Source organism: Nocardioides sp. B-3 (assembly GCF_024703895.1).
In the GTDB taxonomy this organism is placed as follows: domain Bacteria; phylum Actinomycetota; class Actinomycetes; order Propionibacteriales; family Nocardioidaceae; genus Nocardioides.
On record NZ_CP087968.1, the window covers coordinates 2,021,591 to 2,044,066 of the forward strand.

A 22,476-nucleotide genomic window follows, 5' to 3' on the forward strand; every position below is an offset into this window, starting at 1 on the left:
CGGCGCCGGCGTGCTCTCGGTCCCGGTGGGGGCACGCGCCGTCCCCGTTCGAGGCCGTCCTCGACGGCGCCCACCCGTTGCACCCCGTGATCGAGGTGCGCTTCGAGCGCACCGCGCTCGCGCTCGCGGTCGGCGCCGCCCTCGGCCCGGCCGGCGCGCTGATGCAGGGCCTCACCCGCAACCCGCTCGCCGACCCGGGCATCCTCGGCGTCAATGCCGGCGCCACCTTCGCCATGGTCATCGGCATGTCCGTCTTCGGTATGTCGACGATGAACCAGTTCCTCCCGATGGCCTTCCTCGGTGCGGCCGCCGCTGCCCTCCTCGTGCACGCGATCGCCTCGCTCGGCCGCGACGGCGCCACGCCGATGAAGCTCGCCATCACCGGAGCCGCGCTGAGCGCCGGCCTCGCCAGCTGGACCACCGGCGCTCTGCTCGCCGACCGCAAGACGATGGAGACGTTCCGCTTCTGGCAGGTCGGCACCGTCGGGGGCCGTGGGTTCGACGTGCTCGTCGCCGGGCTGCCGTTCCTGCTCGCCGGCGCGGCCCTCGCCCTGACCGGTGCCCGCCTGCTCAACACCCCGGCGCTGGGCGACGACCCGGCGCGCGGCCTCGGTCGCCGTACGACCCGGGACAGGCTGGTGCTGGCGCTCGCCATCGTCCTCCTTGCCGGTACGGCGACCGCGCTGGCCGGCCCGATCGCCTTCGTCGGCCTCGTGGTGCCGCACGTGGTGCGCGCCTTCGTCGGGCCGGACTACGGCCGCGTGCTCCCCTTCTCGATGCTCGCCGGTGCCGCGCTGGTGATGCTCGCCGACACTGCCGGGCGGATCGTGCTGCCACCCGCCGAGGTGCAGGTCGGCATCATGGCCGCCGTCGTCGGCGTGCCGGTGTTCCCCGGTCCTGATCCGCCGGACCGGGAGGGCCCTGTGACCATCACCCTTGACCCTGACGTCGTCACCGAACCGCTCCCCGTGGATGCCCACGACGTCGTCCGCCGGGCGCGCCGGGCGCCGATCCGTCGACACCGTCTCCTGCTGGCCGGCCTGTCGCTCACCGTCGTGGCGGCCTTCGCGGCCCGGGTGCTGCTCGGCGACTACACCGTCACCATCCCCGACTTCTTCCGGATCCTCGGCGGCGAGCAGATCCCGGGCGCCTCCTTCATCGTGATGGAGTCCAAGCTGCCGCGTGCCGTGCTGGCCGTGCTCGTCGGCGTCGCCTTCGGGATGGGTGGCGCGATCTTCCAGACCACGCTGCGCAACCCGCTGGCCAGCCCCGACATCGTCGGTGTCAGCCTCGGTGCCAGCGCCGTCGCGGTCTCGCTGATCACGCTGGCCGGCTGGAGCGGCTGGTCGGTCTCGGCCGCCGCCATCGCCGGCGCGCTCGCGACCGCGCTGGTCATCCGGCTCGTCGCCGGCGACCACTCCGGATTCCGCCTCGTGCTGGCCGGGATCGGGATGGCCGCGGCCATGCAGTCGGTCATCCAGTACGTCTTCACCCGCGTCGACGAGTACGACGTGCAGCTCGTCCTGCGCTGGCTCACCGGCAGCGTCAACGGCGTCGCGTGGTCGACCATCGGGCTGCTGGCGATCGCGTTGGCGGTGCTGCTGCCGGCCACGCTCTGGGCTGCCCGGTCGCTGCCGGCGACCGAGCTGGGCGAGGACGCCGCGTCCGGGCTCGGGGTCGGACGTCGCCGTACGGACCTCCTGATGCTGCTCGGCGTGCTGCTCGTCGCAGTGGGTGTCGCGGCCGCCGGACCGGTCGCCTTCGTCGCGTTCCTCTCCGGCCCCATCGCCCGCGCGCTCAACCGGGGGCGCACCACCCTGCTGGCGTCCGGTCTCGTCGGCGCGGTGATCGTGCTCGTCGGCGACTACGCCGGGGCCTATGCCTTCACCGACCTCAACCTGCCCGTGGGCGTCGTCACCGGCGCCTTCGGCGCACCGTTCCTGCTCTGGCTGCTCGCCCGCGGCCCCGTGAAAAATGCACACCGTGGAAGGAGGGCGGCATGACCGCCACCACGACTGCCCCCACTCGCCTCAGCGCGCGTGAGCTGACGCTCGGCTACACCGGCACCGCTGTCGTGCAGGGGCTCGACCTGCAGATCCCCGACGGCAAGGTCACCGTGATCGTCGGGGCCAACGCCTGCGGCAAGTCCACGCTGTTGCGGGGCCCGGCCCGGCTGCTCAAACCGCGCTCGGGTGCCGTCCTGCTCGACGGCGAGGCGATCCACCGACTGGCGACGAAGCAGGTCGCTCGTGCCGCTCGGGCTGCTGCCGCAGAACCCGATCGCCCCCGAGGGCGTGACGGTGGTCGACCCGGTCAGTCGTGGTCGCCACCCCCACCACGGTGCCTTCCGCCGCTGGACGAGCGCCGACGAGGACGCCGTCGTCGAGGCGCTCCGCCTGACTGACACGACCGCCCTCGCCGACCGTGTCGTCGACGAGCTGTCCGGCGGGCAGCGCCAGCGGGTCTGGATCGCGATGGCGCTCGCGCAGGGCACCGACCTGCTGCTGCTCGACGAGCCGACGACCTTCCTCGACGTCGCCCACCGGGTCGAGATGCTCGACCTGCTCGCCGACCTCAACGCCCGCCGCGGCACCACGATCGTGATGGTGCTGCACGACCTGAACCTCTCGGCGCGTTACGCCGATCACCTCGTGGCGCTGCGCCACGGGAAGGTCGTCGCGGAGGGCACGCCGCGCGAGGTCGTCACCGAGGAGGTCGTCCGGACCGTCTTCGGCCTCGACAACCGTGTCATCGACGACCCGGTCTCGCACACCCCGCTCGTGGTGCCCGTCTCGCGGCACCGGAATCGAGCGGCTCGACAGCCAACACAGGAGAGCTCATGACCACCAGCATCGACGTCCTGCCCATGCTCCTCACCGAGGTCGAGGTCGTCTCGGCCGAACGGCTCAGCCCGACCTTCGTGCGGCTCTCGCTCGGCGGTGCCGAGCTCGCCGACTTCGGCGTGGACGGCCCCCGCCACGACCAGCGGATCAAGCTGATCTTCCCCGACCCGGTCACCGGCGGCATCACCTCGGTCGAGAATCCCGACGAGTCCCGGATGGCGACCCGGCTCGACCAGCCCACCGAGGAGCGCGGACACATGCGCACCTACACGATCCGCGACGTCCGCGGCTCCGGCGCCGACACGACCATCGTCGTCGACATCGTCCTGCACTCGGACGGCGACGAGGTCGGGCCGGGTTCGAACTGGGCCGCTTCCGCCACCACCGGCGACCGCATCGTGATGCTCGCGCCGCGCGCTGGCTTCCCCTACGGCGGCATCGAGTTCACCGCCCCGGCGGGCGCCGACCTGCTGATGGTGGCCGACGAGACCGCCGTACCCGCCGTGTGCACCGTGTTGGAACAGCTGCCCCCGACCGCGACCGGCGCGGTCTTCATGGAGGTGCCGACGGCAGCCGACTTCCGGGACGTCCGAGGCCCGTCCGGGGTGACCGTCACGTGGCTGGCTCGCGGCGACTCGCCCCCGGGGCAACGACTCCACGACGAGGTGGTCGCTCACCCGGGGACTCCGGGTGCCATCGTCGAGGTCGCACCCGACGAGGTCGATCCCGACCTGTGGGAGACGCCGTCCTACTCGTCCTCGGGCGAGGAGATCGCCCGAGCGCGGGCCGTCGGGCACGAGTTCGACGGGCTCTACGCCCGGATCGCGGGGGAGTCGAAGGTCGTCACCGGCCTGCGGCGCCACCTCGTCAACGAGCTGCACATCGACCGGAGCCGGGTGGCCTTCATGGGCTACTGGCGCCGGGGCGTCGCGATGAAGTCCTGAAACCTGCGGCTGCGGCGGGTGGCCGTCGCCTCGTTTCGGCGCTCGGTCTGGTGGTGGCGGGCAATGAGCTCGAGGTCGGTACGTGCGTTCATGGCGGTGCTCCTGTCGGCTAACGCTGCTGGAGGGTGATGTCGCCACTGGCTGTCGTGGCGCGGATCTCGAGGTGGTCCCGGCCCTCGGCCGGGGCGCCGACCGGGGTCAGGTCTGACCGCACGCGGCCCGAGATCGTGCTGATGTCGGTCCACACGGGGGTGCCGGCCGGGACGCCGATGCGGACGTCGCCGCTGGCTCCCTTGAGGACGTACTTCCCCTTGTGCGCGACGTCGACGGTGAGGTCGCCGCTGCCGGTGGACAGGGACAGGTCGTCGGCGGCTTCGCCCACCTGTACGTCGCCGGACCCCGTCTTGATGACGAGCTGACCACCGACGGACTCGATGCGGACGTCGCCCGACCCCGTCGAGACGGCGAGGTCGGCGCACCGGTGCACGACGACGTCACCGGACCCGCTCTTGATGCGGGCGGAGCCGAGGAGCTCGACGAGCCGGACGTTGCCGGAGCCGCTCTGCAGTCCGCAGTTGCCGTCGACGATCTCGGCGCTGACGTCGCCCGAGCCCGTGTTGACCCAGAGGCCGTTGACCGGGCCGTGCACGACGGTGTCGGCGCTGCCGGTCTTCACGGTCAGCGCGCTCTGGGCCGGCATGACGACCGTGACGTCGAAATGCTTGCCGCCGCCGGACAGGAAGCCCATGCCCTGCTTGGGTGCGACGACTGGACTCGGGTCGCCACGCTGCTCGACGACGAACTCCTCGGCGCGCTCGCCGGTGACGGTGACGTCCGTCCGGTCGACGTCTGCGGCGGTGACGGTGATGGAGCCGGAGCCGCTCTCGACGTACAGCTCTATGGGGCGGGGTGTCTCGAAGGTGCGTTCCATGGGTGTCTCCGGGGGTGTGTTCGACCGCCCGACCAGCCCGGGTGCTGGTCGGCTCGGGTGCGTGCGGGCTACTGCCAGCCGGTCATGCGGCGCGAGCCGCGGGTCTTGCTGAAGGGGTCCTGCCCGCCGAAGAACGGCAGGCTCGACAGGTCGAGGTCGACACTGACGGCGTGGTCGTTGGTCGCCGCGCGGACGACGTTGACCAGCCACGTGTTGAGGCTGTGGCCCGCCGCGGCGGCCTTCTCCTCGGCGCGGGCCTTGACCGACTCCGGGATGCGGAGCGTGACGCGGGCCGGGCCCTCCTCCTCGTCCGGCGGGGCGGGCGGCGCCGGCGGCGGAGGAGGAGTGGGCGCGGCGACGGGGCTGGGGGCGATGTCGACGACGAAGTCGAGCTCGCGGCCGTTGAGGCGCACGTCGACGCCCCCGTCCGGCAGCTCGGCGGTGATCTCCGCGGCCGCCCGGGAGATGGCCTCCATCAGCGCGAGCCGGGCGCTGGGATCGAGGGCGTAGGTCAGCCGCTCGGCCGCCTGTCGCACCTCGTCGCCGCCCGCCTCGGCCGCGGCCATGAGGTCCCGGCGGAGGGAGTCGATGTACGGAGTGATGTCCATGCGCACCACACTGACATCAGTATGACGTCATGTCAAGGGTGAGTGACGTCAGATCGATGCCTGCCTGACGTCAGGCCGTGTCCCTGTGGCTTGCCCGAACGCGAAGGTGGCGGCAGATCGCACGGCCGCGGCCGCTTCCTTGCGATCTGCCGCCACCCCCGGCGGTACCCGTGGATCAGAGGTCGAAGAGCGAACCCGACTTGTTGATGTCCACATCGGTCTTCGGCGTGTGTACGGCGCCTCCGCTGGCCGGCTTCGGTGCCTCGGTCGGCTCCGGCTCGGCGTCTGACGCGGCCTCGGGCTCATCCGCCTGCTCGGCTGTCGGCTCCGCCTCGGCTGCCGGCTCCGCCTCGGCTGCTGGCTGCGTCGGCGCTTCGGGTGCGTCGTCGGCGTCGAGGATCGTGTCCGGGTCGTCGGACGCTGCCGCGGTGGCCGCCCGGCTCAGCTCGGCGCCGCCGGCGAGCGGGTCGACGCGCTCCGGGGCGGCGGCCGGTGCCTCCGGGACGTCCGACGAGTCGGTGGCCGGAGCAGCCGGTTCGTCGGACGTTGCCGACTCCGGCTCGGCCGCGGGCTCGGGCGCCTTCGGGGCAGCCGCGACCGGCTCGGGTGCGGCCGGGTCGAAGAGCGACCCACCCTCGGGGATCGAGGTGGCGGGCGTGCTCACCGTGCTGGACGACGCCGGCTCCGGGACGTCCGACGAGCTGGCGGCCGGGGCAGCCGCTTCGTCGGACGTTGCCGGCGCTGGCTCGGAGGCAGCTGCGGGCTCGGGCTCGGAGGCAGCCTCCGGCTCGGCCTCGACTGCCGGCTCCGCCTTGGCCGCGGGTGCGGGTGCGGCCGCCGGGGCGGCGATGTCGAACAGGGACCCACCCGTGCCGAGGTCGGCCGAGGGTTCGCCCTTCGCATCCGGCTGGCTCGGGACGTCCGTCGAGTCGGTCGCCGGGGCAGCCGTTTCGTCGGACGTTGCCGGAGCCTCGGGGGCAGCCGGCTCGGCGGGTGCCGCCTCGGGCTCGACGATGTCGAACAGCGACCCACCGGAGCCCGGGTCGGTGGCCGGCGCGCTCTTCGCGGGCGGTGCGTCAGCAACCTTCTCGGCGGGCGCTTCGGTGGCAGAGCCACCGCTCGTCGGCGCCGGCATGTCGAACAGCGACCCGCCCGAGGCCGGCTCGGCCTTGGGGGCGGCCGGAGCCGGAGCCGGAGCCGCGGGCGCAGGCGTGTCGAACAGCGAGCCACCCGACGCCGGAGCAGCCGGAGCGGCGGGCGCAGGCGTGTCGAACAGCGACCCATCCGACGAAGCCGGAGCGGCCGGCGCGGCCGGCTTCGTCGGCGCCGCGGGGGTGTCGAAGAGCGACGAGCCACCGGACGCCTTCGCGGCGGGACCGGCGTCGGCCGTCTCGGTGATCGTGTCCTCGGTGACCGTCACGTCGCCGGCCTCGGGGTCGGCCTTCGTCGCGACGTCGGTTGCGGCGGCGGCCTTCGCCGTACCGGAAGAGGCAGAAACGGTGGCGGCGGCAGGTGCGCGCGTGGCCGACTCACCCTTCACCGACGCGAGCAGCATCTGCGCGACGTCGAGCACCTCGACCTCTTCGCGGGCGTTGCCGTTGGCCTGCTCGGCGGTCAGGCCGTCGGCCAGCATCACGCGGCAGAACGGGCAGCCGACCGCGATCTGGTCGGCACCGGTGCCGACGGCTTCCTTGGTGCGGTTGACGTTGATCCGCTCACCGATGTTCTCCTCCATCCACATGCGCGCGCCACCGGCGCCACAGCAGAAGGACTTCTCGGAGTTGCGCTCCATCTCCTTGAACTCGGCGCCCGGCAGGATCTCGAGCAGCTCGCGCGGCGGCGTGTAGACGTCGTTGTGGCGACCGAGGTAGCACGGGTCGTGGTAGGTGATCGAGCGCTTCGCGGCGCCCGCGCCCTCCTTGACCGGGGTCAGCTTGCCCTCGCGCACGAGGCGGTTGAGCAGCTGCGTGTGGTGCACGACCTCGAGCTCGATGCCGAAGTCCTTGTACTCGTTCTTGAGCGTGTTGAAGCAGTGGGCGCAGGTCGAGACGACCTTCTTGACCTTGAACTCCTTGAACGTCTCGACGTTCTGCGCGGCCGAGCCCCGGAAGACGAACTCGTTGCCGGCACGACGAGCCGGGTCACCCGTGCAGGTCTCACCATTGCCGAGTACGCCGAAGCTCACCCCGGCCATGTTGAGCAGCTCGGCGACGGCGCGGGTGGTCTTCTTGGCACGGTCCTCGTAGGCGCCCGCGCAGCCGACCCAGAACAGCCAGTCGACCGACTCCAGCGACTCGAGGTCCTCGCCGACGACCGGCACGTCGAACTCGAGGCCCTTGGCCCAGTCCATGCGGGCCGTGGACGACATGTTCCACGGGTTGCCCTTGTTCTCCAGCCCCTTGAAGAGACCGTTGAGCTCGGCGGGGAAGTTGGACTCGACGAGCACCCGGTAGCGGCGCATGTCCATGATGTGATCGACGTGCTCGATGTCGACGGGGCACTGCTGGACGCAGGCGCCGCACGAGGTGCAGGACCACAGGACGTCCTCGTCGATGACGAAGGCGCCGTCCGTGGGGTTGTAGAAGTAGTCGAGCACCTCGGGTCCGGTGCCGTCGCTCTCGTGGTCGGTCTTGCCGATCAGGGTCCGCTCGGCGTGGCTCTCGTCGCCGTTGGCCTTGGCGTAGGCGTGCTCACGCAGGCCCATCATCAGCAGCTTGGGGGAGAGCGGCTTCTCGGTGTTCCACGCCGGGCACTGCGACTGGCAACGGCCGCACTCGGTGCAGGTCGTGAAGTCGAGGATGCCCTTCCGGGAGAAGTCCTCGATCGAGCCCGCGCCGAGGACGGAGTCCTCGTCGAGGTCGTCGATGTCGTCCGGGGTGATCGCCTTGCCACCCGACGTGAGGGGCTTCATCGCGCCCAGCGCCGTACGGCCGTCGGACTCACGCTTGTAGAAGATGTTGAACCGGGCGGTGAACCGGTGCCGAGGCCACACCCATGGTCAGGTTGCTGGCGATGACGATCAGCCAGACCATCGCGGAGACGATCTTGATCATCGCGATGATGTAGATGGCGTTCTCGAGCGAGCCGATCGAGTCGGCTCCGGTCGGGAACAGGTTGGCGAAGAACTGCGACAGCGGGAAGTGGAAGGCGGTCGCGTGCTCGGCCGGCTCGCCGCCGTGCGCCTTGGCGAGGTTGAACTCCGCGCCGCGGATGAAGAGGATCGCCGAGCTCTCGAGGAGCACCATCGCCTCGACGAAGTAGGCCTGCCACATGGTCGAGCCGAAGAAGCGGCTGCTGCGTCCGTTGGCGCTGGGACGGTTGCGGATCCGGTAGATGATCAGCGGGATGATCGCCAGCGCGCCGAGGAAGCCGATCACCTCGGCGACCCACTCGTAGAGGAACAGGGTGCCGACGATCGGCCACGCGAACTCGGGGTCGAAGATCTGGAGGTAGGCCTGCATCACCGCCGAGGACAGGATGATGAACGCCGCGAAGGCGAACCAGTGCAGGATCCCGACCCAGGTCCACTGCAGCATCCGCGTGTGGAGGACGGTCTCCTTGAGCATCGTCCCCAGTCGCGCGACGGGCCGGTCGGTGCGACCGAGTGCCGGCTGCCCCTGCTTGATCACCGCGAGCATCGCGCGGACGGCTCGCGTCGTCAGCACGACGGCGACGACGGTGATCGCCGGGGAGACGACGATGGCAAAGATCTGCATGAAGGAGCGCTCCTCAGGTGCCGGGCATTCAAAACACGTCCGTGGCGGTGGACGGATTGGGCCGAGCCTAGGCTCTGCGGCCGTGGCCGTCAGCCAACGAACGAGTGATGATGATCCTACCGGCAGGTAACTTCTCCCGGGCATCGAGCGCCGGTCGGGGGTAGTTCAGTGAGACTCGGTGGCGGGAGCGACGAATTCCTACAAACTCTCACTGAACTATCCCGCCGACCCGTTGTAAGGACCCCCATGACCCGCTGGTTCACCCTGACCCCCGCTGGCGACGAGCTGCTGACGTCCGCCCCCCGCGACCACCACCCGGGTGCTGGATGTCGACGTGCCCGCCGCCACCCTCTGGGCCGCGCTGGCCGCCGACGACGCGGTCGTCTCGTGGGGTGTGGGCGCGACCGGCATGCGGTGGACGACGCCCAAGCCGTACGGCGTTGGGACGGTCCGCGAGGTCACGGTGGCCGGCATCGCCACGGTGCGCGAGCAGTTCTACCGCTGGGACGAGGGCCAGCGGATGTCGTTCTTCGTCGCCGAGTCGACCCGGCCCGGCATCCGCCGCATGGTCGAGGACTACGTCGTGGAGGAGACCGCGACCGGTTCGCGGCTCACCCGGACCGTCGCCCTCGAGGTCTCGCACCTCGCCGGGCCGACCGCGATCGTGCTCAAGCCGGTGCTCGGCCCGGCGATCGGGTCGATGGTCAACGGTCTGAAGAAGAAGCTCACGACGCGCTGATCGACCGCACCCGACCGGACGCCGAGAGGCGTACGGCGACCTTGCCGCCCTTCACGCAGTAGGTGAACCGTGCGCCCGGGCGCTCGTAGGGCTGGCCGACCCGACGCATCAGCGCCCGGGTCGAAAGGCCCGGCTTCCCGAGCCGCGTGAACGACCTTCGGGACATCCGGAGGTCGGGGTTGCAGGCACGAGTCGGGGGCGATGCCCTCGGCTCGTTCCCACGTCTGGAGGTAGGCCTCGGCGCCGCGCCACATGTCGGCCTTGAGGGCGGCACCGTCGGCGCCGGCGACGTGGGCGGCGTCCTCGATCCAGTCGGGGTAGGCGCCGTACTGCGCGACGCCGTCGACGTTGATGTCGTAGACCCGCTGCCCGGCTCGTTGACGATCGATGCGAACGCCGCCGAGTCCACGGAAGGGATAGGTCACCGGGTTCGTCACCTCGGCTCCCCGAGGACTGCCCTGCGCGCCGAGGCCGTTGATGTCGGCGCCGTACCCGAAGCCGAAGTAGAAGCGCTCGTCGGCCCAGCCGAGGTGTCGACGCCACTTCTCGACGAAGCCGCTCGAGTCTCCGGCGTACGGCGCGATGTAGCCGCCCGGGCGATAGATCCGCGGATAGGCGTCGGGCGTCGACCACGAGTGGCTCGACAGCACCCCGGAGTAGGCGCGAGCCTCGAGCTGGTCGAGCAGGGTGTTGCGGGCCTTGACGCTCATGTGGTCGGGGTCGATCAGCATGTGCTTGTCGGCGAGGCGGTCGACGAGGTGGGTGCCCGTGTCGGTCAGGCCGCGGGTGTTGCAGTGCATCGGGGTGCCGTAGATCGGCAGGGCGGCGAGGTTGAGGAGCCCGCTCACCTGCCCGATGGCGCCGAAGAGGGCGTCCTGCTGGCCGGCGCTGATGTCGGGAGCGGCGAGCTGGGTGTGGTCGGCGCTCTCGCCGTCGGCGGGGGCGCAGTGCTGCATGTCCCAGAAGGTGCCGGTCTCCGGGAAGTTGGCCGCGTTGACGGCGACCCCGGTCGCGCCGTTGTCGCCGGCGATCCCGGACAGCGCGTTGTCGAACTTGTTGACCAGCTCCATCTGCCGCACGCCGAGCCGGTGCATCTCGTCGAGCTGCCGGTCGATGCCGGCCGGGTCGCACTGGTCGACGTCGCCGCCGGGCAGCTTCTTGAACGTGCAGCCGAAGGGCACGCTCGTCTCGATGCCCATGACGACCGCGAGCTTGCCGGCGTTGATCACCTTGCGGGCCTGCCACGGCGACCGGACGATGCGGTACCACCCCCGGCCGGGTCCGCCGTTCTGCGCGTCGATGTAGTCCCGGAGCTCGTACATCCGCTGGGCCTGCAGGCGCAGCGAGTCCATGTCGTCGCAGGAGTTCTTCTTGAGCGGGTAGAGCTCGCAGAGCTTGTTGTTCTCGACGAGCAGGTTGACGAAGATCCGCTGCCCGCCGCGCCGGGAGCGCTCGAGCCACTTGTAGTAGGTGCCCTCGTGGGTCAGCGACTCGGGCGCCGGCCAGTCCTTGAAGGTCGGCCAGCCGACCGGGTCGTGGCCGGGCTTGCCGCCGAGCGCGGTCTCGAGCGCGGCGCCGGCGCCACCGGTCGCGGTGTGGTCGGGGCAGTCGACGAGGGCGTATTCGGGGCCGTACCTGTCCCACGGCTTCCCGCAGTGCACGGCACCCCCGAGGAACTCGAACGCCATGCCGTGGGTGTGCGCGTCGACGTACCCCCGCACCTCCCGGAAGGGCGTGACGCCCGCGTGCGGCCGCCCGCTCACGTTGACCCGGGCCTCGGCGAAGGCTGGGCAACCGGTGGCCTTCACGAGCCGGAAGTCGGTCCGGCCGTCGATCGTCAGCGTGGTCGCGCCGGACGCGAAGCGCATCCGGCCGGCGCGCCCGGTGGCGACCCACTCGGTGGCGGGGGAGGGTGCGGCCGCGCGGGTGCCGTCGGCGGCGAGGAGGTGGCTGTCGCGGTCGATCAGGAGGTAGCTGCCGAGCTCGGTGGCCCGGAACCGCATCGGCTCGCCGGCCATCGCGTAGCAGCCACCCGCCATCGCGAAGCGGGGTCGCGGGAACCTTCGTCCGCCTCGCCGTGGACCGCACCGTCGTCAGGCGCGGGTCGCGCAGGCGGCGCTGGCTCTCGACGTACGCCGCAGCCGACCGTGCCTGCCGCGCGCTGGTCGGGTCCTGCGTGGCCGCGGACACCTCGCCGCCGCGGGACACGGCGTTCTTGGTCGCGGGGTCGCCGTGGTCGTGGCCGTGCCCGTCGTCGAGGAGGTCGGTCCCGGTCGCATCGTAGGTCGCGAGCAGCGTGCCGGTGCGCGGCTGGGCGCCGTCGGGCAGGGCGAGCGCGGTGGCGACGAGTGCCAGTGCGACCGGGGTCGCGGCGCCGAGTCGGCGGGTCGTGCGGGACGGAACGGGTTCCACGGCTACCTCCTGTTGGCACCACAACGAGCCCGGGTGGCAACCGACACGCTGGCTCGTGCAAGTTGTTACCGAGTCGTGGGTGCGCGGTGTCAGGCCTGTGGCCCGTCAATTGACAGTCTGAGGCTTGTTCGGACTGCGTCTGGCACACACCAGACGTGATCGATGAGACCCGGATCCGGGGGGTCCACGAGTGGCCGGGCCGCTCGTAGCCCGGTCGATTCGCGAGATCATCCGACGCGGCCGGCCAGCTCCTCTTCGAGTGAGCGGTCGGCCGTTCTCGTTCTCAGCCTCCGAGCCGCTTCGACAGCGCCGACGCGGTCGTCTGTACGGCGCCCGCGACCGTGTCCAGTGCGGTGCCGTTGGCAAAGGTGAGCGCGACGGAGGCCACCGGGTGTCCGTTGTGGTCGAGCACCGGGGCCGCCACGCTGGCCGGGCCCGCGGAGACCTCGCCGTCCTCGACCGCGTAGCCGCGCTGTCGCGCCTCGCTCAGCACGGCGCGCAGCCCGCTCAGTGTGGTGGGGCCGGTGCCGAGCCGGTCGACGAAGGCGGCCCGGTCGGGATAGAGCGCGCGCACTGGCTGCTCGGCAGCGCCATCAGGATCGCCCGCCCGCTCGCGGTCAGGTGGGCCGGCAGGCGGACGCCGACGTCAGTCACCAGCGGCGGACGACCCGGCGCGCGCTCCTCGATCACGTAGAGGACGTCGCGCCCGTGGAGCACGGCCGGTGTCCGCCGTACCCCGTCGTGTCGACCCGGGGCGGCGAGGGGTCGGCGCGCGATGCGTTGCAGGGGTTCCCGGGCGGGCGAAGCCGGTGCCGACCTCGAAGGCGGCGACGCCCGGGCCGTAGCGGCGTTCGTCCTCGAGGTGCACCACGAAGCCCTCGGCGATCATCGCGTTGACGAGGTGGTAGGCCGTGCTGCGCGGCAGGTCGCAGGCCCGCGAGATCCGGTCGAGCGCGACGGGATCGGGCTGGCTGGCCGGGAACCGCAGCACCCGCAGCGTGCGGGTGGCTGCGGGAACGTGGCTCATGTCGGGTCATCCTGCCCGACGCGGCCCCCGGCGTCAGGCTTTGTGGCTGCCTTCGTTGCCCGGATCGTCGGCCGGATCCGTGGCCGGGCCGGCCGGCGGGACGACCCGCGGCTGGTAGTCGTCGGCCGTGTTGTCGATGTCTGGGTCGAGGCGGTCGGCCGCGCGGATCTGGTCCTCCTGCAGGGCCCGGTCCCGGTCGACGGCGGCGCGCGCGGTGCTCGCCTCCTCCTCGGCGCGACGCGCCTCGAGCCGGGCCTGCTCGGCCTTGGCCTCTGCCTGCTCGGCGCGGGCCTGCTCGTCGGGCAGTCCGGCCGCCCGGTGGTCGGCCCCGCTCGCGCAGCTGTCCCGCTCGGGCGCGGTTGTCGGCCGGGTTCTTCCTGCGCATCGTCGCGACGACCAACCCGATGAGGATGATCACGGCGACGACGATGACGACGGTCCAGATGATCTGTTCGGTGGTCACGGTCGGCTCCTCGCTCCATGCGCGGCGACCCCGGTCGGTGCCGCGCCGGTCCTGTTCACCGTAGGCAGGCCCGCCGCGCTGGACCACCTCCCCGGGGGTTGGTCCTTCGCAGCGGGTCGCAAGAGCCTCAGCGGATCGCGCGCATCACCTGATCGGCCATGGTGTGGCCCAGCAGGTAGCCGTCCTCCATTGCGTCGCGGAAGTGCAGACCGCCCCAGATGCGGGCGTGGAAGGCGTCGTGCTCGAGCGCGGAGAGGCTCGTGTAGGTGCGCTCGAGGCCGCCGGAGCGCAGGACCGGGGTGATGTCATCACCGAGGGTCTGGCGCACGACCTCGGCGAACGGCGACGTCCCAGCCGCGTGCCCGCTGGTGTAGTCGGAGTAGGCCGGGTTCGGCACCAGCGGCAGCCACGGGGTCGGGTGGAGTCCCGTTGCCGGGTTGCCGTCCGTCTCCGCCCCGGCGATCGCCCGGAACGGGCGCCAGTAGCCGAGGTCGTACTTGAGTCGCCACGACTGGATGAAGGCATTGGCGATGGCGCCGTCAATCCGCGCGAACATCCGGGTCACGGGAATCAGCCCCACGGGTTCAGACTCGAGGTAGCGACACAGGGCATCGCGATAGACCGGATTCACGTTGGGCGCCATGAAGCGGGCGATGGCCGTCTGCTCGTCGGTGCGGGTGGTCGACGTGGTTGACCCGAGCAGGCGCACCTCGTTGTAGTCGGCAGCGTAGGCGGCGCTGGTCAATGCATCGGGGCCGTCAAGCGCCACGGGCGGTACGTCGACGACGGGCTTGACGAAGCCGAGCCGGGCGAGCGCCATGCCGCTGGCCGGTGGTTGCCAGATGCCCGCCGCGGGCGCCTTGCTGTAGGCGATGGCGGCGTTGTTGCGCCCGTCGCCTACGCGAGAGGCGATCATCGCGTCCGCCGCCGCTGCACCGATGGCCGCGCCAGTCTCGGCCTTCGCGCCGTTGGGCAGGGTCGCGAGCATGGCCGCCGGGTCCGCGTTCAGGGCGGGCCTCGACGCAGGGAAGTACTCGTGGAGCACGTCGTGGGCAGCAGTCGCCACCGCGACCGTGGCTGCGACCCGGCCGTGCTGGTGCCCTTCGAGAGCTGCGTCGTACACGGCGAGCGAGGCGAAGGAGGTGTAGAGGGCTCCGACCGGCGGAGCCGGGCCAGCTTCGGTGTAGGCGGTGCGCATGGCGATGCGCTGCCGGGCGACCGCCGCCTCGGCAGCCTTGATGTGGTCGTCGGCGGAGCGGGCGGACGGGGCCGCGCCGGTGGTGGAGCCCGAGCTCACGACGAGGAGAGGTGCGATGAGCAGGCTGGCGCCCAAGCTCATCAGGGTTCGACGGGAGCGTGACATGAGGAAGCCTTTCGAATGGATGCTTGTGAGAACCACGACTCCCGGACCCGGGTGCAGGTTCCGCAACCCCGGTGATCGGCCTGTCTCAGATGCGAGACATATCCGGTGCCGGGGTGGGTGGTGCGGAGTGCTGCGCGGGAGTTTGATGACGACATGTCAACCACCACCGTCATCGTCGGCACTGGCCCGGTCTCCTTCGCGGACGTCCTCGCGGTGACCCGCGACGGCGCGGCCGTCACGCTGGGCGACGACGCACTCGCCGCCATCGACCGGGCCCGCGCAGTGGTCGAGGAGCTGGCGGCGGCCCCCACCCCGGCGTACGGCATCTCCACCGGCTTCGGCGCCCTCGCGACCCGGCACATCCCGACCGAGATGCGCGCCCAGCTGCAGAAGTCGCTGGTCCGCTCGCACGCTGCCGGCTCCGGTCCCGAGGTCGAGCGCGAGGTGACGCGCGGGTTGATGCTGCTGCGGCTCTCGACCCCGGCGACGGGTCACACCGGCGTACGCCGGGAGACGGCCGAGCTCCCGGCGTCGTTCCTGACGCACGGGATCACCCCGGTGGTGCACGAGTACGGCTCCCTCGGTTGCTCGGGCGACCTCGCCCCGCTGTCGCACTGCGCGCTCGCGCTGATGGGCGAGGGCTCGGTCCGCGACGCCTCCGGCACGCTGATGCCGGCCGCCGAGGCGCTCGCCGCGGCCGGGCTGACCCCGGTCGAGCTCGTCGCCAAGGAGGGCCTCGCACTGATCAACGGCACCGACGGCATGCTCGGCATGCTGGTGATGGCGATCGCCGACCTGCGCATGCTGCTGCGCACCGCCGACATCGCCGCGGCCATGAGCGTCGAGGGCCAGCTCGGCACCGACCGGGTGTTCGCCCCCGAGCTCCGGGCCATCCGCCCGCACCCGGGCCGGGCCCTGTCCGCGGCCAACCTGATGTCGCTGATGGCCGACTCCGCGATCGTCGCCTCGCACCGGACCGGCGACTGCAACCGCGTCCAGGGACGCCTACTCGTTGCGCTGTTCGCCCCGGGTGCACGGCGGTGCCCGCGACACGGTGGAGTATGCCGCCGTGGTGGCCGGGCGTGAGCTCGCGTCGGCCGTCGACAACCCGGTCGTGATCGGTGACGCCGTCGAGTCCAACGGCAACTTCCACGGTGCCCCCGTCGCCTATGTCCTCGACTTCCCGGCGATCGTCGCCGCCGACGTGGCCTCGATCAGCGAGCGGCGCACGGACCGGTTCCTCGACAAGACGCGCAGTCACGGGCTCAACGCGTTCCTCGCGCACGACCCGGGTGTCGACTCGGGCCACATGATCGCGCAGTACACCCAGGCCGCGATCGTCTCCGAGCTCAAACGCCTCGCCAACCCGGCCTCCGTCGACTCGATCCCGTCGAGCGCGATGCAGGAGGACCACGTGTCGATGGGCTGGTCGGCCGCCCGCAAGCTGCGCCGCTCGGTCGACGGACTCACCCGGGTCGTCGCGATCGAGGTGCTCACCGCTGCGCGCGCTCGACATGCGCGCGCCGCTGACGCCGTCGCCTGCGACCGCCGCCGTGGTCAAGGCGCTGCGCGACGCCGGCATCCGGGGGCCCGGCCCCGACCGCCACCTGTCGCCCGAGATCGAAAACCGCTTTTTCGCTCGTCGCCTCCGGCGCCGTGCTCGCCGCCGCCGAATCCGTGATCGGAGAACTCGCATGAACGACAACCCCCGCCTCCCCATCCACGCCGCCACCGGCACGGAGCTGACCGCGAAGTCGTGGCAGACCGAGGCACCCCTGCGGATGCTGATGAACAACCTCGACCCGGCCAACGCCGAGCGCCCCGAGGACCTCGTCGTCTACGGCGGCACCGGCAAGGCGGCCCGCAACTGGGAGGCCTACGACGCGCTCGTCCGGACCCTGCGCGACCTCGAGGACGACGAGACGATGCTGGTGCAGTCGGGCAAGCCCGTCGGCGTCATGCGCACCCACGAGTGGGCGCCGCGCGTGCTGATCGCCAACTCCAACCTCGTCGGCGACTGGGCCAACTGGGAGGAGTTCCGCCGCCTCGAGGACCTCGGGCTGACGATGTACGGGCAGATGACGGCCGGCTCGTGGATCTACATCGGCACGCAGGGGATCCTGCAGGGGACGTTCGAGACGTTCGCCGCGATCGCCGACCTCCGCTTCGACGGCACCCTCGCAGGCACCATCACCCTGACCGCCGGGCTCGGCGGCATGGGCGGCGCCCAGCCGCTCGCCGTCACCATGAACGACGGCGTCGCGATCTGCATCGAGTGCGACCAGTCGCGGATCGAGCGGCGCATCGAGCACCGCTACCTCGACGTCCGAGGCTTCGTCGCTGGACGAGGCTGTCGCCATGGCGATCGAGGCGCGCGACGCTCGTCGTCCCCTGTCGATCGGTGTCCTCGGCAACGCGGCCGAGATGGTGCCGGCGCTGCTCGAGCAGAACGCTCCGATCGACATCGTCACCGACCAGACCTCCGCGCACGACCCGCTGTTCTACCTCCCGGTCGGCGTGCCGTTCGAGGAGTGGCAGACCCAGCGCGAGGCCGACCCGGTCGGCTTCACCAAGGCCGCGCAGTCGGCGATGGCCGCGCACGTCGCCGCCATGGTCGGCTTCATGGACGCCGGCGCCGAGGTCTTCGACTACGGCAACTCCATCCGCGACGAGGCCCGCAAGGGCGGCTTCGACCGGGCCTTCGACTTCCCCGGCTTCGTGCCCGCCTACATCCGTCCGCTCTTCTGCGAGGGCAAGGGCCCGTTCCGCTGGGCCGCGCTCTCCGGTGACCCGGCCGACATCGCCGCGACGGACAAGGCGATCCTCGAGCTCTTCCCCGACAACGAGCGCCTGCACAAGTGGATCAAGATGGCCGGTGAGCGAGTCGCGTTCCGGGGCCTGCCGGCTCGCATCTGCTGGCTGGGCCGGGGCGAGCGCCACCTCGCCGGCCTCAAGTTCAACGAGATGGTGGCCTCGGGTGAGCTCAAGGCCCCGGTCGTCATCGGCCGCGACCACCTCGACTGCAGGGTCCGTCGCTTCGCCGTACCGCGAGACCGAGGCGATGAAGGACGGGTCCGACGCGATCGCCGACTGGGCCCTGCTCAACGCGCTGGTCAACACCGCCTCCGGCGCGACACGGGTCTCGATCCACCACGGCGGCGGCGTCGGCATGGGTCGCTCGATCCACGCCGGCCGGGTCTGCGTCGCGGACGGTACGGAGCTGGCGGCCGAGAAGATCGAGCGCGTGCTCACCAACGACCCCGGGATGGGCGTCATCCGGCACGTCGACGCGGGCTACGACCGCGCCGTCGAGGTCGCGGCCGAGAAGAACGTCCGGATCCCGATGTCCGAGGGCAGCTAGGCCCGGCCCTGCCTCTGGCTCGGCACCCACGACACCTATACCCGAACGCCTGACAACGCGACGCCATATGTAAAAGGTGTTCGCTTTTCGAACTCAGATGCTGCGTAACGTCCGCTCAGGCGCTCAAATTCTCGATACATACGTTGACGTAACCGTAGTACCGCTGCCATGGTCCCTTCACGGGAGTGAAGGCCGGGACCTCTGTGTCGCCGGATTGGGAGACTCGGCGTCGCATCGCATCAGAGTGCCTCAGGCCTTTTCGCTCCCCGCCCACGGGAGGAACGGTTCCTCCCTGCCACGGGCAAAAATCCCGGGAGGGATTATGTCGAGATTCACCAGTCGCGCGCTTTCAGGCGCGTTGGCGGCACTGGCAGGCGGCGCCGGTCTGGCCGTCCTGCCGTCGACGGCGGCGGTTGCGCAGGCAACGCCGACGACGAACGCCTGTTACAACAGCGCCACGGCAGCCATCGCACCCGCGACGGCCGACTTCAACGCCACGGTGCCTTCGTCGGTCGCTCCGGGCGCCAACGTCCCGGTGACCAACCTCAGCTCGACGATCACGATGCCCGGCGCGGTGTTCGTCACGGGCTACAACCCGGGTCTGGTCCCCGACGGCGGCAATGTCGCCGGAACCGTCAGTGCTCGCCTCCGGGCCACCAACACGGTCGAGGGCGAGAAGGCCACCAACGCCGTGCCGGCCTCCATCGGCCCGATCGACATCTCCGACCCCGATGGCACCCCCGGCACCGGTGACGAGACGGCCCCCGACCAGATCTTCACGGTCAACTTCGCCGACATGGCCTACACCGCCGGCGCCAGCGGCCCGATCGTCCTGCGCGAGGCCAGCGTGCCGATCACCAACGCTGCCGGCTCCGGTGGCCTGTCCATCGACGCGCAGCTCGGCTTCACGGTCAAGTTCCGCTGCAGCCCCGGCACCGTCGAGGTCGTGCCGCCGAACAACACGGCGACGTTCGGCACCGCGCCTGCGATCAGCACCACCAACGTGGTCGTGCCCGCAGCCGCTCCGGTCGCGGCCAACGACTCGGCCTCGGTCGGCGCCAACCCGGGCGGCTTCCGTCAACGTGATCGCCAACGACACCGACGTCAACGGCGACCTCGCCGCCGGCTCGGTGGCCATCGTGTCCGGCCCCTCGGCCGGAACCGCGGTCGCCAACCCCGACGGCACCGTCACCTACACCAACACCTCGGCCGCCCTGACCGACTCGTTCACCTACACCGTCGCCGACGCCGGCGGACTGGTGAGCAACGCGGCCACGGTCAACATCTCCATCCTCGGTGACACCTGCGACGCCTCCGTCGCCGCGTGCTCTCGCTCGACCGGGTGATCGAGGTGCAGGTCAACGGCGCCGCGATGACGATGAAGCAGGCCGGCTCGGCGATCCAGCTGACGCCCGTCACGCTGAACGGCCAGCCGCAGAAGGCCCGGGGCCTCCTCAACGGCCTGACCGTCGTCAACGCCCGCGGCACCGACGCAGGCTGGTCGCTGACCGGTCAGATGACCTCCGACTTCAGCGACGGCACCGGCGACGGTGTCTGCGGCGTCAACAACCCGGCCAGCTGGGACAACCACTGCATCCCCGGCGGCAACGTCGGTTGGGTCCCCAGCGCGCAGGTCTCCCACGTCGTCATCCCCGGTGACGTCGCGACCGTGAACGCCGGCTCCCCGGCGATCCCCGGCACCACCGGCCTCCCGGGCTGGGACGGCTCGGCGACCGCTCACACCCTGTGCTCGGCCCCGGCCACGCGCAGCGGTGGCACGTTCGACTGTGGCGGCGGCATCGGCCCGGGCATCCCCGCCTCGGCCGCCAAGGGCCTGTACCGGGGCACCTTGACCCTCACGCTGGTCTGACCGACTGAGGCTTTCCTTTCCGTACGGCGCAGGGCGGACCACCGTCCGTCCCGCGTCGTACTTCCTCGTTCTCACACCTCCACACCTCACACATCTGAAGGCTCCACGATGCTGACTCACACACATCGTCCGACCGCGCGCCCGCTGCCCACCTCACTGCCCGCCGCCGTTCGCACCGCGCTGATCACCTCGCTCCTGATGGCCGTCGCCCTGCTCGCCCCCGCGTCGGCGACCGCGGCCCCGATGGAGCCCGGTCGCGACAAGGCGTCCCGGGCCGTCAGGCCCGGCGGCGAGGACGGCGGGTCCGAACGCAGTCAGTTCGTCTACACACTGCGCCCCGGCTCCGTGCTGCGCGACTACATCAACGTGATCAACACCGGCCGCAAGCCGGTCATGCTCGACCTCTACACCGTCGACGCGTTCAACGTCCCCGAGGACGGCGGCTTCGCGCTGCGCATGCCCGAGGAGGCGCGCACGGGCGTCGGCGGCTGGGTCCGCCTCGGCAAGAAGAGCCGGATCCGGCTCCAGCCCCGCAAGGGCCTGCGCATCCCGTTCGAGATCTCCGTGCCCGAGAACGCCCAGCCCGGTGACCACGCCGGCGCGATCGTCGCGGCCAACGCCCGGCTCGAGAGCGGCAACAAGAAGGGCGACCTGACCTTCGACGTACGCCGCCGCGTGGGCGTTCGCATCTACCTGCGCGTCGAGGGTGCGCTCGAGCCCGGGCTGTCGGTCTCGAACTTCGAGGCCGCCGGCAGCGCACCGCTCATCCCCTACGTCACCGGAGACGGCAAGGTCGCGGTCGACTGGGAGATCACCAACACCGGCAACGTGCGCCTCGACCCCAGCGCCACGGTCGAGCTGGTCGGCCCGCTCGGCGATGTGGTGAAGGGCATCGACGTCGCGGTGCCGGAGCTGCTCCCCGGCGGGGTGCTGACCGGCACCAGCGAGTTCGACGTGCTGCCGCCCTACGGCAAGCTGTCGGCGCGCATGGTCGTCGAGGCTGAGGATGCCGAGGACACGGTGAGCCAGACACTGTGGTCCGTGCCCCGGCTGCCGCTGCTCGTGCTCGCCCTGCTGCTCTCGGCTCGGTGGCTGCGTCGTCGTCGCCGTACGCACCGCTGGCCGTTCCGTTCTCGGGCCGCTGCGTCGGTCATCTCGGAGACCGAGCCCGAGCCGGCTGCCGTGTCGTGATCGCGCGGTCCCGTGGGGGACGCGTGCCGGTGCTGCTCGCCGGCTTCGTGCTGGCGACGGCCGGTGCGCTGCCCGTGGCGGTGGCGGCCGACGACGAGCCGCAGGTGTCCCCGGGGCGCGACCGGGTCCGGGTCGACGCCGAGGTCCCGGTGACGGGCAGGGGACTCGAGCCGGAAACCCCGGTCACCGCGGTGGTCTGCGGCAACGGGGCACGTCGCGGAAGTCTCGACTGCGGGCTCGGCTCCGGGCTCGAGGTCGGGGTGCAGTCCGACGGCACCTTCGCCGCACCGATGCGGATGGTCGCGCCGCCGCAGCCGTGCCCGTGCGTCGTGGTGGTCACCGGGGCGACGGTGGCGGCGATCACCACCCCGGTCCGGCTGCTGGGGCATCCGGTCCACGGCGGCGGGCTCGGACCGCGTGCGCGACGGGTGGCGCAGCCGGAGATCGTGGTGGAGTCGGCCGAGCTCGACGGCGGCACGTCACTCGGCACGTGGTTCGGCGGCGCCGGAGAGGCGGTGCTCACCGTGACGCTGCGCAACGACGGCACCGGCGCGGGCCGGCCGCTCCTCGACCTCGGCTGGGGACCCGTCGGCACCGACCCGACCCGCTTCGTGGCGACCCCGGACATGTCGCCGCTCGAGCCGCGTGACACGCGCACGGTGGAGATCCCGGTGCGCTTCGACGCCTTCTCCAACGGCGAGCAGGTGGTGGCCGGGACGGTGCGAGCCGGCGCCACCGAGATGTACTTCCGGGACGGGGTCGGCATCCGGCCCCGGGGCCTGTTCGGGCTGCTGTCCGTGCTGCTGCTCGCCGCACCCATGGCCCTGTTCGCGCGCTTCGTCCGTCGCCGGCGGCGGCTCGAGGACCGCAGTGAGGACCACCCGGCCCGGGAGGTGCTGGGGGTGCCGATGGTCGGGTTGTGAGCCCGACCCCGGCACGCCGGCGGCCCCCGTGATCACTCGCGGGGGCCGTTGTGCGCCTTCGCCGGTACGGCGTGGAGGGCCGTGC

The 22,476-nt window shown here is 71.5% G+C and carries 19 protein-coding genes and 3 pseudogenes; 14 read left to right on the top strand and 8 right to left on the bottom strand.

The window, feature by feature from the left end; all coding sequences use genetic code 11:
* The first annotated feature begins 86 nt into the window (after window positions 1-86).
* Genes LP418_RS13365 through LP418_RS13375 form a run of 4 tightly spaced genes read left to right on the top strand, consistent with a single transcriptional unit; the run spans window position 87 to window position 3,787 of the window.
* Window positions 87-2,003, top strand: a complete 1,917-nt coding sequence (locus LP418_RS13365; protein ID WP_257956636.1) for an iron chelate uptake ABC transporter family permease subunit — start codon at window positions 87-89, stop codon at window positions 2,001-2,003.
* Entirely contained in the window at window positions 2,000-2,404 is a 405-nt protein-coding gene (locus tag LP418_RS33370; protein ID WP_442940189.1) for an ATP-binding cassette domain-containing protein, read from the top strand. Before LP418_RS13365 ends, LP418_RS33370 begins: the two co-directional genes overlap by 4 nt.
* Complete coding sequence (locus tag LP418_RS33375) at window positions 2,301-2,843, top strand: ABC transporter ATP-binding protein (protein ID WP_442940190.1); 543 nt, start codon at window positions 2,301-2,303, stop codon at window positions 2,841-2,843. The genes LP418_RS33370 and LP418_RS33375 overlap by 104 nt, the downstream gene beginning before the upstream one ends.
* The gene (locus LP418_RS13375; RefSeq protein WP_257956637.1) at window positions 2,840-3,787 is read left to right on the top strand and encodes a siderophore-interacting protein; all 948 of its coding nucleotides are present in this window, start codon (window positions 2,840-2,842) and stop codon (window positions 3,785-3,787) included. The genes LP418_RS33375 and LP418_RS13375 overlap by 4 nt, the downstream gene beginning before the upstream one ends.
* Before the next feature lie 109 nt (window positions 3,788-3,896).
* Here LP418_RS13375 and LP418_RS13380 read toward each other — a convergent pair whose 3' ends face one another.
* From LP418_RS13380 to LP418_RS29885, 4 genes are all read right to left on the bottom strand, one after another.
* Entirely contained in the window at window positions 3,897-4,718 is an 822-nt protein-coding gene (locus LP418_RS13380; RefSeq protein WP_257956638.1) for a DUF4097 family beta strand repeat-containing protein, read from the bottom strand.
* Between the two features lie 68 nt (window positions 4,719-4,786).
* Complete coding sequence (locus tag LP418_RS13385) at window positions 4,787-5,326, bottom strand: toxin-antitoxin system HicB family antitoxin (protein ID WP_257956639.1); 540 nt, start codon at window positions 5,324-5,326, stop codon at window positions 4,787-4,789.
* A gap of 175 nt (window positions 5,327-5,501) precedes the next feature.
* A complete protein-coding gene (locus tag LP418_RS13390) occupies window positions 5,502-8,318 on the bottom strand; it encodes a (Fe-S)-binding protein (protein ID WP_272496335.1) in 2,817 nt (938 codons plus the stop codon).
* Window positions 8,266-9,042 (bottom strand): hypothetical protein, encoded by a 777-nt coding sequence (locus LP418_RS29885; RefSeq protein WP_272496336.1) that lies wholly within the window; start codon window positions 9,040-9,042, stop codon window positions 8,266-8,268. The genes LP418_RS13390 and LP418_RS29885 overlap by 53 nt, the downstream gene beginning before the upstream one ends.
* Before the next feature lie 334 nt (window positions 9,043-9,376).
* Between LP418_RS29885 and LP418_RS13395 the strand changes: the two genes are divergently transcribed.
* Window positions 9,377-9,781, top strand: coding sequence for an SRPBCC family protein (locus LP418_RS13395; RefSeq protein ID WP_257956640.1), 405 nt, complete (start codon window positions 9,377-9,379; stop codon window positions 9,779-9,781).
* Window positions 9,782-12,476: 2,695 nt separating this feature from the next.
* On the opposite strand, the gene LP418_RS13400 is transcribed toward LP418_RS13395, so the two are convergent.
* Entirely contained in the window at window positions 12,477-12,767 is a 291-nt protein-coding gene (locus LP418_RS13400; RefSeq protein WP_257956641.1) for an IclR family transcriptional regulator domain-containing protein, read from the bottom strand.
* A 72-nt stretch (window positions 12,768-12,839) separates the two neighbouring features.
* Window positions 12,840-13,220: a helix-turn-helix domain-containing protein gene (locus tag LP418_RS13405; RefSeq protein WP_257956642.1), complete on the bottom strand. Its 381-nt coding sequence runs from the start codon at window positions 13,218-13,220 to the stop codon at window positions 12,840-12,842.
* A 42-nt stretch (window positions 13,221-13,262) separates the two neighbouring features.
* Here LP418_RS13405 and LP418_RS13410 point away from each other — a divergent pair, with 42 nt between their 5' ends.
* Complete coding sequence (locus LP418_RS13410; protein ID WP_257956643.1) at window positions 13,263-13,628, top strand: hypothetical protein; 366 nt, start codon at window positions 13,263-13,265, stop codon at window positions 13,626-13,628.
* A 182-nt stretch (window positions 13,629-13,810) separates the two neighbouring features.
* Here LP418_RS13410 and LP418_RS13415 read toward each other — a convergent pair whose 3' ends face one another.
* Complete coding sequence (locus LP418_RS13415; RefSeq protein WP_257956644.1) at window positions 13,811-15,022, bottom strand: vanadium-dependent haloperoxidase; 1,212 nt, start codon at window positions 15,020-15,022, stop codon at window positions 13,811-13,813.
* 177 nt (window positions 15,023-15,199) lie between these two features.
* Here LP418_RS13415 and hutH point away from each other — a divergent pair.
* From hutH to LP418_RS33390, 4 genes and pseudogenes are all read left to right on the top strand, one after another.
* Window positions 15,200-16,744, top strand: a pseudogene (gene hutH / locus LP418_RS13420) (histidine ammonia-lyase).
* Window positions 16,741-17,313, top strand: a pseudogene (locus tag LP418_RS33380) (urocanate hydratase); the annotation flags it as partial. The pseudogenes hutH and LP418_RS33380, both read left to right, overlap by 4 nt.
* 91 nt (window positions 17,314-17,404) lie before the next feature.
* Window positions 17,405-18,007: pseudogene (locus LP418_RS33385) on the top strand (urocanate hydratase); the annotation flags it as partial.
* Window positions 18,008-18,107: 100 nt separating this feature from the next.
* The gene (locus tag LP418_RS33390) at window positions 18,108-18,407 is read left to right on the top strand and encodes a hypothetical protein (protein WP_442940191.1); all 300 of its coding nucleotides are present in this window, start codon (window positions 18,108-18,110) and stop codon (window positions 18,405-18,407) included.
* Window positions 18,408-18,851: 444 nt separating this feature from the next.
* Here the strand turns inward: LP418_RS33390 and LP418_RS33395 are convergent, their stop codons facing one another.
* Complete coding sequence (locus LP418_RS33395) at window positions 18,852-18,992, bottom strand: hypothetical protein (RefSeq protein ID WP_442940192.1); 141 nt, start codon at window positions 18,990-18,992, stop codon at window positions 18,852-18,854.
* Between the two features lie 146 nt (window positions 18,993-19,138).
* On the opposite strand from LP418_RS33395, the gene LP418_RS33400 reads away from it, so the two are divergent.
* The 4 genes from LP418_RS33400 to LP418_RS13445 all read left to right on the top strand — a co-directional run bounded on the left by LP418_RS33400 (window position 19,139) and on the right by LP418_RS13445 (window position 22,391).
* Window positions 19,139-19,753, top strand: coding sequence for a cadherin-like domain-containing protein (locus LP418_RS33400; protein ID WP_442940193.1), 615 nt, complete (start codon window positions 19,139-19,141; stop codon window positions 19,751-19,753).
* Window positions 19,732-20,277, top strand: coding sequence for a hypothetical protein (locus LP418_RS13435; protein ID WP_257956646.1), 546 nt, complete (start codon window positions 19,732-19,734; stop codon window positions 20,275-20,277). Before LP418_RS33400 ends, LP418_RS13435 begins: the two co-directional genes overlap by 22 nt.
* 108 nt (window positions 20,278-20,385) lie before the next feature.
* Window positions 20,386-21,468, top strand: coding sequence for a COG1470 family protein (locus LP418_RS13440; protein ID WP_257956647.1), 1,083 nt, complete (start codon window positions 20,386-20,388; stop codon window positions 21,466-21,468).
* On the top strand, window positions 21,465-22,391 hold the full coding sequence (locus LP418_RS13445) for a hypothetical protein (RefSeq protein WP_257956648.1): 927 nt from the start codon (window positions 21,465-21,467) through the stop codon (window positions 22,389-22,391). Before LP418_RS13440 ends, LP418_RS13445 begins: the two co-directional genes overlap by 4 nt.
* Window positions 22,392-22,476 lie beyond the last annotated feature (85 nt).